This is a genomic window from Kitasatospora sp. NPDC001261 (assembly GCF_042896795.1).
GTDB lineage: Bacteria > Actinomycetota > Actinomycetes > Streptomycetales > Streptomycetaceae > Kitasatospora.
The window spans coordinates 1-14,186 of sequence record NZ_JBIAXP010000020.1 but is presented as its reverse complement, the minus strand read 5'-3'; the positions used below and the strand labels follow the sequence as shown (position 1 = coordinate 14,186).

Below are 14,186 nucleotides of genomic sequence, written 5' to 3'. Positions count from 1 at the left end.
AAGGAACCCCGCACGTGGACCCCCACACCTCCCCGATACCCGTCCCGCCGATACCCGTCCCGCCGACCGCGCCCGCCGCCGGGACCGCCGCCACTCCCGGGGCGGGCGCCCCGGGCGGCAGACGGCGGATCGGCACCTGGGCGGTCGCCCTCGCCTTCTGGGCCGTCACGGCCGGGACGACGGTGCCCACCCCGCTCTACCCGCTGTACGAGCGCGCCTTCGGTTTCTCACCGCTGGCCGTGACCGTGGCCTTCGCGGTCTACGCGCTGGCCGTGGTCGCGGGACTGCTGGCGCTCGGCGGGCTCTCCGACCGGTACGGCCGCCGTCCGGTCGCCGCCGCGGCGCTGCTCACCGCCCTGGCGGCCGCCGTCGTGTTCCTCCTCGCCGAGAACCTGGCCGCCCTCCTGGTCGGACGGGTGCTGTCCGGGCTGGCCGCCGCGCTCATCACCGGGACCGCCACCGCCCACCTGGCCGAACTGGCGCCCGCCGACGGCCGGTTCCGTGCCGGGCGGCTGGCGCTCGCCGCGAACATGGGCGGCCTGGCCTGCGGCCCGCTGCTCGCGGCCGTGCTCGCCGACACCACCGGCCGGCCGCTGCGAGCCGTCTGGGTCGCCGCCGCGGCCCTGCTGACGGCAGCCCTGGCCGCACTCGCCGTGGCCCCGGAGACCGTGACGCCGAGGGAGCGGGGAACCGGGTCGGTCGCCCGCGCGCCCCGTGTGCCGACCGCCCTCCGCAGGGAGTTCCGGCACGCCGCGCTCGCCGCGGGCGCGGGGTTCGCCGTCCTCGGCGTGCTCACCGCGGTGACCGGGCTGTTCCTGACCGAAGTCGCCCACCTCCACGACCTCCTGGCCACCGCGGCAACCGTCTCCCTCGCTTTCGCCTGCACCGGCACGGGCCAGCTCCTGGCCGCACGACTGGGGCGCGCCGCCCTGCCCGCGGCGTGCACCGGGCTGATCGTCGCGGCCGGGCTGATCGCCGCCGCCGTGGCGGCCTCCTCCCTCCTGCCGCTGCTCGGCGCGGCGCTGACGGTCGGCCTGGCGACCGGCGTCGCCGTCGGCCACGGGATCGCGCTCATCGGCGCGCGCACCCCGCCCGGGACCCGCAGCCGTACCGTCTCGGCCTTCTTCGCCGCCCTGTACACCATGCTGGCCCTGCCGGCCGTAGGCGTCGGCGCGCTGATCGGCGCCGTCGGACTGCGCACCGCCACCACCGTCTTCGCCGCCGCGGTCGCCGCCCTGGCCGCCGCCGTCCTCCTGACCCAGCGGGCACCCGCCCGCCGGTGACTCCCCGGAGACCGGGCCGGCCGGCCACCGGAACACGCCGGCAGGCGATGAGACGGTCCCGCAGCCGCCAGGAGCTCGCTCATCGGCGAGACGGCGACAGCCCGCGTGAACCGTTCGTGGGCAGCCGGCCGTATCCACCGATGAGGTGACCACCCGACAGTGTCCCCTCGTCAGTTCCGGCTCCGTGCAGCCGTGTTGGCGGAGTGCGGCGGCAGCACGGCACGGGGCCGCGCTCCCCCGCGCTCCACCACTTTTCGCCGCCCATAGATTTCGGAGAAACCCTCTTGCACACCAGCAGGTTCACCTCGGTCACCCTGGCCGGCGCCATGACACTGGCGGCTCTCGCCGTCGGCGTCGGCCCGGCGGTCGCCGCTCCGTCCGACCCGGTCGACCCGGCCTCCGTCACCGTCTCCCCGGGGGACCAGGACGTGGAGGTCTTCGCCGAGGACGGTGCCATCAGCCGGACCAAGGTCCCTGCCGCCTCCCCCTTCGTCGGCGCGCCGGTCATGAACGCGGCCGGCGCCACGGCGGACGGCACCGTGACGAAGATCGTCAACAACGGGAGCACGGACAGCAAGCTGGACGTGGTCATGATCGGCGACGGCTACACGGCCTCGGAGCAGGACAAGTTCCGCAAGGACGCCGCGGCGAAGTGGAAGGACATCAGCGCCGTCGAGCCGTACGCCACCTACCGCAAGCTGTTCAACGTGTGGGCCGTGGGCGCCGTCTCCGCCCAGTCGGGCGTCTCCGGCGACCCGAAGCAGGACACCGTCCGCAAGACCGCCCTCGGCTCGCGCTTCTGGTGCAACTCCATCGAGCGGCTGCTGTGCGTGGACATCAAGGCCGTCGACACCTACGCCGCCAAGGCCCCGCAGGCCGACCTCGTGATCGTCGTCGCCAACACCGCCAAGTACGGCGGGGCCGGCTACGGCAGCACCCAGTCGCCGCTCGGGTACGAGGGCATCGCCACCGTCGCGGGCGGCAACAGCGCGTCCGGCCAGATAGCGGTGCACGAGACCGGCCACTCGCTGGGCAAGCTCGCGGACGAGTACTGGGCCGACGGGGCGGGGCCCTACCAGGGCGCGGAGCCCCCGCAGCCCAACATCACCACCCTGAGCGCCGACCGGATGCGCCAGGACAAGGCCAAGTGGTACCGCTGGCTCGGGAAGACCTCGCCCGACGGCGGCACCGTCGGCGCGTACCAGGGCGGCAGCAACTACCCGACCGGCCTCAACCGGCCGACCGACAACTCCGTGATGCGCTCCCTCGGGCGGGAGTTCAACCTCCCCGGCCGCGAGGCGATGATCGCCGGCTTCTACCGGCACGCCTCCACCCTCTCCAGCAGCACGCCGGTCACCACCCGCCTGACCGCGACCGACCACCTCACCGTCGACCTCCCGGTCTCCGGCACCAAGCTGCGCTGGTACCTCGACGGCAAGGAGGTGACGGCCCTGCGCGACCACAAGTCGATCTCCGTCTCCGACCTCGGCCCCACCGGCTCCAAGCCCGCGGCCCACGAGCTCAAGGCCGTGGCGAACGACCCCACCTCGGCCGTCATCGACCCGGCCCTGACCCCGGCGCTGACCCGCAGCCTGGTCTGGAGCGTCACCCGCTGACCACGGGCGTGGACCCTCACTGCCGAGCCGGCGAGGGTCCACGCCGACCTGGTCCGACGCGACGTCACCCTTACTCCGGACGCCGGGTCGCCGTGTGCTTCCGTCGCTGGTGCCCGGCCGTGTTGTTCGAAAGGATGCTCAGGTGGCGAACTTGACCCGGATCTTCACGATGACCCGTACCAACTTCCGCTCGGCCGACCCGGTCGAGCGGTGGACCGCGCGTGCGACCTGGGCGGCGCTGACCGCGACGGGCTGGCTCGCGGTGATGTTCACGACCGTCTGGGGGGCCATGGTCGCCGGGGTTCCCATCGGTACCGTCAGGTGGCTGGCGGTCTTCCTCTCGCTGGCGGTCCCCGCCGTCTCGCTGATCGCCGTCACCTCCGAGGCCGGCGGGCGTACCGGCGCTCCGGCGCTGACGGTCGTTCTCCTGCTGGCGGCCGTCCTGCTCGTCATCGCCTTCGTCTGAGTCGGGGGGGCGGCCCGCCCCCGGGCATCGCCTACGGGTGCCTCCTGCCCGGAGTGCGCGCACCGGGGACCACCCGGAACCCGGGGACGGGCAGGCCGCCCGCAACACTCGGGCGGCCTGCCCGTCAGTCCCCGGTTTCCCCGGTTCGCGGCTATCCGAGGCCGCGGGCGTCCTGCTTCAGCGCGGTGTCCACGGTCAGCGCGGTCGCCACGACCAGGCTGAGCAGCGGGTCGGGGAGCGGACGGTGGATCTGGAGAACGTAGTTGTCGGCCGTGGTGAACATCGTCTTCGCCAGGCCCTCCCAGGTCTTCGTGATCCGGGCGATCTCGGTGTCCGTCCCGTCGACGATGGAGAAGTTCCAGGCCCGCCAGTTCTCGGCCTTGATCGCGCCGACCTTCTGACCGCCGACCTCCAGCGAGAAGTTGATCTTCCCGATGGCGTTCTGCTGAACGATCTGGCCGACCTCCTGGCCGTCCGGACGCTGCACGATCACCCGCGACTTGATGAACTTCGCCGGACGGGTCAGCAGCAGCACCGGGGTGCCCTGCGCGTCGCGGATCTCCAGCTTGTGGGTCAGGTACTGGTCGATGGAGAAGAGCAGCCGCACCACCTTGCGCAGGCCGCTCTGGCCGACCTGGACCACCGAGCCCAGCGTGGCGCCCTGCTGGTCGAAGACCGAGTACTCGTTGGTCAGCTCGATCAGCTTGGCCTTCTGGTTCACCACCAGGACGGGCTCGGAGAAGAGGGTGCCGCCGCCACCGTAGACCGGTCCGACGCCCGCCTGCTGCCGTACCTGGCGCTGCACCTTGGCGGAGTCGCCGACCGCAGCGGTCGGCCCCCCGGGGAAACCGGGGATGTTCGTGTTCTGGGACATGCCCGGCAGGCTAGGGCCAATCCACCGTCAGCAGCGAGATCGTTTCGGACGCTCACCCGGCGCGCCGGGGACTCCGGGTCGCGAATTCGACCTGCGGATCGGCGTGTTGCGAACGAGGGCCGACCGACGGCCGGCACGCGTGTGGCCGATGTCACATCCGCCGATCGATCACGGACGGCGGAAAAACCGTGCGACATCGAACGGAGCCGCACCCGTAGGCACGTACCCGTCGGCCGGTACGGGCACCCGGCTCCCCGGCCTACGCCCCCCGGGCGCCTCAGGCCGGGGCCGCGGCGACGCCGAGCCGCCACGCCTCGATGTCGCGGTAGTGGATCGGCCCGGGGCCGCGACCGATGTTGCTGCCGACGAGGTGGAGGCGTTCGGTCCGCCAGGGCCGACCCACGAACCCCGTGAGCCCGGCCGCCGCCAGCGGCACACTGACGGAGTCGTCGCGGCGGGAGCGGGCCAGGGTGAGATGGGGGTTCAGCGGCCGCTCCCTGAAGTCGATCCCGCAGGACCTGGCGAGGTCCCGGACGTCGGCGGCGAGCCGGTGCAGTCCTTCCAGGTCACCGTCGACGCCGGTCCACAGCAGCCGCTGGTCGAAGTAGCCGCCGCCGCGCAGGCCCAGCTGCAGGGCGGGGCGCGACGGGGCCGCGGCGGCCAGCGCCGACCGCAGCAGCGGCGCCGCCGCGGACGACTGTTCGCCGAGGAAGGCCAGGGTGATGTGCCAGTCCTCGATCCGGTTCCACCGCAGCCGCGGGTAGCCGGCATAGGCGGGTCGCAGGGCCCGGGCCAGTTCGTCCTTGGCGTCGTCGGGCGGGGCGAGCGCAACGAAGACGCGCAGGGTCCGGGGTTCGGGGTGATCGTCCACGAGGGGGGAGGGTAGTCGACGGTCGGCGCAGCCCTCGACTCTCCCGTACGGGCCGGCCGGGCCCCGGTGCGGCGGCCCCGTCCGACCGCCGCACCGGGACGCCGTCAGGTCAGAGCACGACCTCCTTGAGGAGGCCGGTCGCGACGTCGAGGACGAAGCCGCGCACGGCGTCCGTGTGCGGGACGAAGGGACTGGTGCGGATCCGGGCGGCCGACTGGCGCACGTCCGTCTCCAGGTCGGCGAAGGCCTCGGCGGCCCACGGCGGCTTGACGCCGGTCTCCTCCCGGATCGACTCGCGGAAGGCGTCGTCGCCGAAGGTGAGCATGCCGCAGTCGGTGTGGTGGATGAGGATGATCTCCCGGGTCCCGAGCAGCCGCTGGCTGATCGCCAGCGAGCGGATGGCGTCGTCGGTGGCCACCCCGCCGGCGTTGCGGATCACGTGCGAGTCGCCTTCGGCGAGGCCGAGCGCGCCGTACACGTTGAGCCGGGCGTCCATGCAGGCCAGGACGGCCGTGCGGCGGGCCGGCGGGAGCGGGAGCGGCCCGTCGAAGGCCGAGGCGTAGTCGGCGTTGTTGCGCAGGTAGTGGTCGGTGGCGGTGTCGGTCATGGTGGACGGCTGTCCTCTCGGTGCGGTCGGATCGTGGTCGGCCGGGACGCGCGGGAGCCCCCCGTCCCGCCCGCGGGTGCGTGCTGCGGGCAGCACGGAGCGGGCGGAACGGAGCAGCGGGTGAGCGCGTCCCGCCGGATGCGTCCGGAGCGCCGCTCGGAGGGTCCGTCGACCGGGGCGACGGCCGACCCTCCCTGCGGCGGCGAACGACGGCCGCCACGGCGGTGCCGTTCGGAACGGAGCGCAACGGAAGAGCGCAACGGAACGACACGGCCGGGCGGCTGGAACGGGCGATCAGACGATGACCGGACAGCCTGTGGAATGGATGCGGCCGAAGTCGATGTGACGACGGCGGACGAGCACGGTCATGCGGGCACCGTACTGCCCGCCGGAGCGGCCCCGCCCGGGATTCGCCCATTCTCCACTCCGCCGGGTGACCGCCTCCGTGGACAGCCGAGCTGCGGCCATCCCACACGTTCCCTCACGTCACATGCCGCCCTCTCGGACCGCGTCGGTCGGCGCCGGGTTCTCGGGGAGCCGCCAACCGCCGCCGCGGTCCTCCTTCGAGAAGCGCGCGGCGAGATCGGGAACGTGGAGGAAGCAGGCCAGTGCGGTGGCGGCCTGGAAGGCCTCGATCGCACGCCGGCGAACCGCTTCCCTCACGGAAAACGGTGGCGAACCCAAGGATCGACACACCACCCTCGGATGACCACGTGATCGCGGAAACACAGGTGCGTGATGACGGATTCCCGCCCGCCCAGCAGGACGACACCCCGCCGAAATACCCACCGACATGCGCTAGTTGATGCGCCACCGCGCCCGGCCGTCGCCCTTTCTCCGGAACAGCGGCCGGCGCACCGATCGACTCGACCCCGGAAACCTTCAGCAACCTCGCGAGCTTCGGCGAACACCACGGTGGTGTTCGCTGCTCCCCGGTGGATCGGATGCTCGCGCCCCCGGAGCGGCACTCTTCCTGTGTTCTTCCTGTGCCCTTCCTGTATTTCTCCTGGTTTGGCAAATCCCTATCCTGCCATCACTTTCAGTGACTGGCCGCCATACTGACGGTCAGTCACTCTGACACTCGGGGCGCAGGGGGGATGTACGTGAACCGGACGAGGGTGATGAACCGGTCCTTTGCCGCCGTTTGGGTGAATCCATTGCAGGACTATGCGATCGGTGGCCGAAACCGACGGGGATTCAGCCAGTTGGCATGCGATCCAGACAAAATCATTCCGCCCCGTCGATCCGCCTTCTCCGGCATTAGGATTCCTGCGGCATCAGGACAACTGTCCTGGTGAACACTGGCCCTGACGGGCCAGGAGATTGGGGAAGAAGAGGGGGAAATGGCGAACTCGCCAATGAGGGCAGGGTCGGCACGGCGCTCACGCGCCAGGATCCTGTCCGCCACGGCCATGATGCTGGCCGCGACCGTCATGGGGACGACGGTCGCCCAAGCACTTCCGTCCGACACGGCCCCGGAGCCGCTGCCGGCCAACTACCGCGCGCAGGTGGTCGAAGCCTGGCAGGGCGGCGGCACAGCGGTGAAGGACGCGGCCGCACGGGCACTGGTCGGCTCGGACGCCGACATCACCACGTTCTTGACCAGCACGCTGAGCCGTGCTCAGGCGTCGGACGAGCGCTTCGCCGTCATCAAGATGCTGAGCAGCACCGGTAAGGGCGTGCGCGACGCCGCGACGAAGGCGCTGAGCGGGTCGGACGCCGACCTCCACGCGTTCGTCACCAGCGGCTGGCAGAACCCGATGATGGACGACCGCCGGGCGGCGATCGTCACCATCGTCGACGGCGCCGACGTCGCCGTCCGCACGGCCGGGACCAAGGCGCTCGGCGACGGCACCGCCGAGGCCATGGACGCCTTCCTGACCACCGGCCGGTTCAAGGCGCAGGAGGAGGACGACCGGGTCGCCGTCCTGCGGCTGATGGACGTCTACACCGGCCCGGAGTTCACCAAGCAGGCCGGCCGGGCGCTCAGCGGCACACCCGCCGACATCCGCGGGTTCCTGGAGAACGGCCAGCTCCTCGCCCAGGCGAGGGACCAGGAGACGCTCGACGTCAAGCAGCTCGCCCAGACCGCGAAGGACGCCACCAAGCGCGCCCTGGAGGAGACGGCCGCCGCCCAGGAGGCGGGCGCCCGGGCCGAGAAGGCCGCCGAGACGGCCAAGCAGGCCGCGCTGACGGCCGCGGACGAGGCTGCCAAGACCAAGGACGACGCCGAGAAGACGGGCGCCGCGGCCAACCGGGCCGCCGAGGCCGCCCAGGGTGCGGCGGAGGCCGCGAAGACCGCGATCGACGCCTCCAACACGGCGGTGGCGGCAGCCAAGACGGCTGCCACGGCGGCGCGTTCGGCCGCTTCGGCCGCGGCCGCCGCCGGCCAGGCCGCCAGCCGCGCGTACAACGCCGCTGCCGCCGCCGCGGGCGACCGGTCCCAGGCCAAGGCGGCGAGCGACGCCGCTGTGCTGGCGCGCAACGCCGCCGCCGGTGCGCGGGACGCGGCGTCGGCCGCCTCGTCCGCCGCCGACGCGAGTGCCCGGGCGGGCCAGGCCGGCTCCGCCGCGGCCCGCGCCGCCAACAACGCCGCCGCTGCCGCCGAGTCCAGCGCCCAGGCGGCCGGTTCCGCCGGCCAGGCCACCGAGCAGGCGGCCCGCGCCCGCAACGCGGCCACCACCGCCCGCAACGCGGCCAACGCGGCCAGCACGGCCGCGACCCGTGCCCAGAACCTCGCCACCGCGGCCGCCGCCGCGGCGGGCGAGGCCAAGGATCTGGCCAACCGCACCGCCGACCACGCGGAGAAGGCCGCCGCAGCGGCCGACGCCGCGGCCGCCGCCGCGGGCCAGGCCCAGGACTGGGCGAAGATCGCGGGGCAGCACGCGGACGCCGCCGCTGTCGCCGCCGAGACCGCGGCCTCGGCGGTGGCGAAGGCCCAGACGCTCGAGAAGCTGGCCCGTGACGCCGAGGCCGTGCAGCTGGAGTCGGACAAGCAGCTCGGGGTCACCCAGGCCGACCTGCTGCTGAAGGACGATCAGGCCACCCAGGCGGACTTCAACCAGCAGCAGACCGAGGCCGCCTCGCAGGACGCCGCGACGAAGGACCTGGTCAAGCAGGCCGCGGCGACCGGAACCGCCACGGCGACGGCCGCCCAGGCCGGCCGCAAGGCCGCGGTCAACCTGCTGAAGTCCACCGGCTCCTGGACCCGGGCGTCGGCGCAGGCCGCGCTCTCCGGCACCGACGAGGCCGTGGTCTCCTGGGCCAAGTCGGACTACCAGCGCAGCCTTCAGCTCGACGACCGGGAGAAGATCCTGGCCGTCACGAGCATCGCGAACGCCAAGCTGGCGACCGAGGCGCAGAAGACGCTGGAGAGCACCGACCCGACCGCGGTCGAGAAGTTCCTCAGCGGTGGGGCGCTCCAGGCCCAGGCCGAGGACCTGCGGGTGCGGACCGTCTCCCTGGTCTCGGACGGCGGCAAGGCCGTCCAGCGGGACGGCGGCGCGGCACTGGCCGACGGCCGGGTGTCGGTCCTGGCCGCCTTCCTGTCCAACGGCTACGCCAAGGCCCTGGCCGAGGACGACCGGGTGGCCGTGGTGGTCGCCACGGACGGCGGCGGGCCCAACGTGAAGGCCGCGGGCGCGGTCGCCCTGGCTGGACCGGCCTGGATGCAGCACGAGTTCGTCCGCAAGACCCAGTTCACGGCGGCGCAGAAGGACGCGGACACCGACGCGCACGTGTCGTCCGTGCTGAGCATGATCGCCAACGCCGCGAAGGACGCGGCCACCGCGAGCGAGAGCGCCCAGCGGGCGTACCAGATCGCCGCGGACGCGCGCCACGCGTCGGATGAGGCCGCGCACTGGGCGAGCCTGGCAGGGCAGTCGGCCCAGCAGGCGAAGGGGTACGCGGACGACGCCAAGGCCAAGTCCGCCGCCGCCGACGCCTCCGCGGCAGCCGCCGCCGCTTCGGCGCAGAAGGCCAAGAGTGCGGCGGCGACCGCGCAGACGGCCAACCGGCAGGCCAACTACTCGGCCACCCAGGCGACCACCTCCGCGAACCAGGCCGTGAACTCGGCGGCGAGCGCGAGGGCCTCGGCGGCGCAGGCCGCGGCCAGCGCGAGCGCGGCGGGCAAGGACGCCGCCACGGCGTCGCAGGCCGCGAGCGACGCCCACGCCATCGCCGCGCAGAAGCGGGCGCAGGAGCAGGCCGCCGCTGCCGCCGCCGCGGCGGCCCAGGCGAAGGCCAACGAGGCCAACCACGTCGACCCGGTGAACACGCCGGCCAACGACAAGGTGACCACTCCGGCTCCGGCTCCCGAGAAGCCCGCTCCGGGCTCTCCGCCGAAGGACGACAAGCAGCTGTTCAAGGACTACGGAGACTTCCTGGGCAGTGTCAGCACCTGGAGCGGGTTCGTCGCGGCCGGCCTGATGCTCATTCCGGGTGGCCAGCCCTTCGCGGCCGCCGTCGGCACGTTCTCGCTGGTGACGGGTGTGGCGTCGGCCCTGTACACCGGGATCGGCTACGGCTTCAGCAGCGACAAGTTCATCGGCTCGGTGGCATCCGTCGGCCTCTCCCTGATCGGTGGCCGAGTGGTCGGCGCGATCGAGAAGGGCGCGGCGGAAGCGGCCAAGTTCGGCGTGAAGGTGACCGAGAAGGTCGGCGAGAGGCTGGTGAAGGCCGGACACAGTGCCGTCTCGTCCGTCGTCAGCTGGTTCTCGAGCGACGACTGATCAGGTGATCGCTAGGCAGTGAGTGATCGGCCGTGTTCGAATGGCCGTGACAGAACAGTGGCTGTGGAGCCCGCGTCCGACGCGGGCTCCACAGCCGGAACGAGGGGGGTGTGCGGTGTATCCGTTGGGGCTTGGTGTCGTTTCGTGGTGGTGGCTCGCGATTCTGGCGACCGCGGTGTTCTGGGCGGTGCTGGTGCCGGGAATGCCCACGCGCACGCACCGGATCAGCATGGCGCTGGCGCCGGCCGCGATGGTGGTCTTCGGCCTCGGCAGCTACTACGCGAAGCACATGGACGCGGCCGCGGTGCTCGCCATGTACTCGTTCGCGGTGGTGGCCTTCCCGGTGGGAATGGTCGGCCACCGCAGGAAGTTCGCGCAGCGCCTGATGGAGGCGAAGGAGAGGGGCGAGTCGGAGGACAACACGTGGCCGCCCGCCATGATGGCGCAGGTCTTCGTGTCCTTGGTCGTCTTCGGGACCGCGGCGATCTGGACCACCCGGTAGCGGCTCGGTCCACGGCTCACCCGCCCGCGACAACCTTTTCCCCGGGCATATAGGCCGTACACGAACATGGCGGAATTCCAGATGCTTCCGAAGCGGGAAACGATCTTCCGGAAGTCGACCCGCTCGTGATAGCAATGGTGCCGGTCGGGGCCGGGGGTGGCCGGGGGTGGCCGGAAACGCCATTCGACCAGGTCGCCGGTACGTGCACCGACTCGGCAGGTCCGCTGCGAACCAGCAGCAATTGACGGCTAATCAGGGGGTTTTACTCATGCGTTCCATCACCAAGATGGTCATCGTCGGCGCGGTCGCCGGCACGGTCGCGGTGTCCGGCGTCGTGGGCGCCGTCGCGGCTGACCGCAGCGCCGCCGCGCCCGGCGGCACCGCCGCCGCTCCGAAGGCGCTGACCGCCGACGACACTCCGCCGCCGGCCGTGGAGGACTTCGCCTACCCCGGCGCGGACCAGATCTTCGCGGACCGTGGCATCCGGCTGAAGAGCGGTGACGGCCACATCGTCCTCGTGCCCTGCGCCCCGGGTCTGCTGGAGGTCGACGCCCGGAACATGGCGGAGACCGACAAGGTCGGCGGCGGCCGCTTCTGCTTCACCACCACCGGCACGTCCGGTCGGCTCAGCCTGGAGCTGCCGTCGACCTACGCCGTCTCCACCTCCGACTACTCCGTCCACGTGGTCATGGTGAACGGCACCGAGACCAAGATCCACGACCTGAAGCCGAACACCTGGAACAAGGTCGGCGAGCTCACCGACCCGCAGCAGCGCCCGTTCACCCTGCTGGAGCTCACCACCTCCAAGTGAGGCTCCGATCAGGCGGTTTGACGCACGCCTGATCCCCCGGCCCCGGCCCCGGCCCCGGCCCCGCCGCGCGAGTGGCGGGACCGGGACCAGCGGGACCCGAACCATCCGAGCGGCCCGCATCGCCGCGGCCCGCGAGCGGTGCGAACGCCCTCCGCGCCCACCCCGCAGACGGCGGCCGACTCCACGAAGCCCGACGGGGCCGCACAGCGGGACTCCGACCGCCAGGATGTCGAACGGCCGGGCCTGCGCTGCGAGTTACTCGGCAGCCGGCTGCCGTCGCTCGGCGGTGGGCCACCGGCCGCACAGGCCGGCGAGCCGGCTGCAGGCCCGCCGCTCGTACCGCTCCAGGCGACTGAGCGGGTGCAGGGCGACGGCCTGGCGGCCCGTCAGAGGCCGCACGATCGCGGACTCCGTCGGACGCGGGCGGCTCACTCGTCCCCGGCCTCGGCGACCACGGGCCCGAACTGCCGGGTCAGCCTCACCGCTGACCTGCCCCGCAGGCCCTCCGCGCTCCAGGACAGCGCTTCGCGATCGTCGGCGAAGACGCCGACGGGAAGCCCGCCGGACCACATCGGACCGATCGCTACCCGAATTCACCTCTTATCGTTGGGAACCCTGTTCATGCCTCGCAACTCCTCGCTCCGCTCCCGACGAGCGGGCGTGCTGGTAGCGGCCGCCGCCGCGGCCGCCGGCACGATGACCTCCTTCACCCCGGCCGGCGCGGTGACCGGCGACGCCGCCGCCGACGGCTCGTACGCCTACACCGCCCGGATCGTCGTCGGCGACGCCCTGCGCGGCTGCACCGGCACGCTGGTGGACCACTACTGGGTGCTGACCGCCGCGTCCTGCTTCTCCGACGACCCCGCACAGCCGCAGGCGCTGGCGGCCGGCGCGCCGAAGTGGAAGACGACCGTCACGGTGGGCGCCAAGTCCGCCGACGTGGCCGAGCTGGTGCCGCGGCAGGAGCGCGACCTGGTGATGGCCCGCCTGGCCACCGCCGTGGACGGCATCACCCCGCCGGCGTTCGCCACGACCGCCCCCACCTCGGGAGAGAACCTGCGGGTGGCCGGGTACGGCCGCACCAAGGACGAGTGGGCCCCGCTGAAGCCCCACACCGGCTCCTTCACCCTCGGCACCGTGAGCGCGACCGGCATCAGCGTCACCGGCACCGGCGGCGCGGCGGTCTGCAAGGGCGACACCGGCGCCCCCACGATCCGCGAGACGGGCGGCAAGTCCGAACTCGTCGCCGTCGCCTCCCGCTCCTGGCAGGGCGGCTGCCTCGACACCCCGGCCACCGAGACCCGCACCGGCGCGACCGCCACCCGCGTCGACGACCTCGGCGGATGGGTCTCCTCGACCGTGGCCGCCGGCGGCGTGTCGGTCAAGTCGGACACCAAGCTGACCTCCGGACAGTCGATCGTCGGCGCGGACCTGAAGCTGACCATGCGGCCGGACGGCGACCTGGTCGTCACCCACAAGCAGGTCGACAACGGGATCCTGTGGTCGAGCGGGACTTCGGGCAACAACGGCGCCTGGGCGTACATCCAGCCGGACGGCAACCTCGTCGTCTACAAGAGCGACGGCAACCCGGCCGCCGGCACCGGCGCCCTGTGGGCCTCCGGCACCTGGGGCCAGAACGGCGCGTTCCTCAAGCTCCGGAACGACGGCAACGTGGCCATGGTCAAGGCCGACGGCAGCTCCGTCCTGTGGTCCGCCGGCACCATCCGCCTGGACCAGAAGCTGAACAGCGACACCAAGATCAAGCCCGGTCAGTGGTTCCAGTCGCAGACCGCCGTGGTCGAGATGCAGGCGGACGGCAACCTGGTCCGCTACCGCCGCGCCGACGCCGAGCCCACCTGGAACACCAACACCTCCGGGAACAAGGGGGCGTGGGCGTACGTGCAGACGGACGGCAACTTCGTCCTCTACAAGAGCGACGGCAACCCGGCCGCCGGCACCGGCGCCCTGTGGGGCTCCAACACCTGGGGCCAGAACGGCGCGTTCCTCAAGCTCCAGGACGACGGCACCTTCGCGCTCTACAAGAAGAACGCCGCCGAGACGGTCGCCAACACCGTCTGGAGCGCCACCACCTTCCGCTCCGGCACCCAGCTCGTGGCCGGCCAGCAGGTGTACGCGAAGACCACCCGCCTGGCCATGCAGTGGGACGGTGACCTCGTCCTCTACCGCCTGAGCGACAACGCGGTCCTGTGGCACAGCAACACCGCCGGCAACGGCAACGCCTTCCTCCGGATCCAGCCCGACGGCAACGCCGTCGTCTACTCCGCGGACGGCAGCCGCAGCCTCTGGGCCTCCGGCACCTTCTGGTCGGCGGGCGCCGTCACCGAGCACCGAGGAGGCTGCGTTCGAGGCGGCGACGCCCGCGAGGATCAGCAGCGAGTCACCCGGGAAGAAGAAGCCGACCAGCA

12 protein-coding genes are annotated in these 14,186 nt (G+C 72.5%); 7 read left to right on the top strand and 5 right to left on the bottom strand.

Features of this window, described 5'->3' with window-relative positions; all coding sequences use genetic code 11:
• Positions 1–14 precede the first annotated feature (14 nt).
• From ACFY4B_RS25700 to ACFY4B_RS25690, 3 genes are all read left to right on the top strand, one after another.
• On the top strand, positions 15–1,283 hold the full coding sequence (locus ACFY4B_RS25700) for an MFS transporter (RefSeq protein ID WP_387971384.1): 1,269 nt from the start codon (positions 15–17) through the stop codon (positions 1,281–1,283).
• A gap of 284 nt (positions 1,284–1,567) precedes the next feature.
• On the top strand, positions 1,568–2,899 hold the full coding sequence (locus tag ACFY4B_RS25695; RefSeq protein WP_387971381.1) for a M64 family metallopeptidase: 1,332 nt from the start codon (positions 1,568–1,570) through the stop codon (positions 2,897–2,899).
• Between the two features lie 142 nt (positions 2,900–3,041).
• Entirely contained in the window at positions 3,042–3,365 is a 324-nt protein-coding gene (locus tag ACFY4B_RS25690) for a hypothetical protein (RefSeq protein ID WP_074002867.1), read from the top strand.
• Positions 3,366–3,516: 151 nt separating this feature from the next.
• Here ACFY4B_RS25690 and ACFY4B_RS25685 read toward each other — a convergent pair whose 3' ends face one another.
• From ACFY4B_RS25685 to ACFY4B_RS25670, 4 genes are all read right to left on the bottom strand, one after another.
• Positions 3,517–4,239, bottom strand: coding sequence for an LURP-one-related/scramblase family protein (locus ACFY4B_RS25685; RefSeq protein ID WP_079272189.1), 723 nt, complete (start codon positions 4,237–4,239; stop codon positions 3,517–3,519).
• A gap of 277 nt (positions 4,240–4,516) precedes the next feature.
• Complete coding sequence (gene thpR / locus ACFY4B_RS25680) at positions 4,517–5,110, bottom strand: RNA 2',3'-cyclic phosphodiesterase (RefSeq protein WP_387971378.1); 594 nt, start codon at positions 5,108–5,110, stop codon at positions 4,517–4,519.
• A 109-nt stretch (positions 5,111–5,219) separates the two neighbouring features.
• Positions 5,220–5,717, bottom strand: coding sequence for a carbonic anhydrase (locus ACFY4B_RS25675; protein ID WP_049654334.1), 498 nt, complete (start codon positions 5,715–5,717; stop codon positions 5,220–5,222).
• Between the two features lie 486 nt (positions 5,718–6,203).
• Positions 6,204–6,380 (bottom strand): hypothetical protein, encoded by a 177-nt coding sequence (locus ACFY4B_RS25670; protein ID WP_380744963.1) that lies wholly within the window; start codon positions 6,378–6,380, stop codon positions 6,204–6,206.
• Between the two features lie 749 nt (positions 6,381–7,129).
• Here ACFY4B_RS25670 and ACFY4B_RS25665 point away from each other — a divergent pair.
• The 3 genes from ACFY4B_RS25665 (at position 7,130) to ACFY4B_RS25655 (ending at position 11,760) form a co-directional block, all read left to right on the top strand.
• Positions 7,130–10,447 carry an ALF repeat-containing protein gene (locus ACFY4B_RS25665; RefSeq protein ID WP_387971374.1) on the top strand — a complete coding sequence of 1,106 codons (3,318 nt, stop codon included), beginning with the start codon at positions 7,130–7,132 and terminating at the stop codon, positions 10,445–10,447.
• Positions 10,448–10,649: 202 nt separating this feature from the next.
• Positions 10,650–10,949 (top strand): hypothetical protein, encoded by a 300-nt coding sequence (locus tag ACFY4B_RS25660; RefSeq protein ID WP_143204551.1) that lies wholly within the window; start codon positions 10,650–10,652, stop codon positions 10,947–10,949.
• Between the two features lie 268 nt (positions 10,950–11,217).
• Positions 11,218–11,760 carry a hypothetical protein gene (locus ACFY4B_RS25655; protein WP_053112263.1) on the top strand — a complete coding sequence of 181 codons (543 nt, stop codon included), beginning with the start codon at positions 11,218–11,220 and terminating at the stop codon, positions 11,758–11,760.
• Between the two features lie 255 nt (positions 11,761–12,015).
• Here the strand turns inward: ACFY4B_RS25655 and ACFY4B_RS25650 are convergent, their stop codons facing one another.
• Entirely contained in the window at positions 12,016–12,159 is a 144-nt protein-coding gene (locus ACFY4B_RS25650; RefSeq protein ID WP_387971371.1) for a hypothetical protein, read from the bottom strand.
• Positions 12,160–12,381: 222 nt separating this feature from the next.
• On the opposite strand from ACFY4B_RS25650, the gene ACFY4B_RS25645 reads away from it, so the two are divergent.
• A partial coding sequence (locus ACFY4B_RS25645) for a trypsin-like serine protease (RefSeq protein ID WP_387971368.1) occupies positions 12,382–14,186 on the top strand: 1,805 nt, incomplete at its 3' end.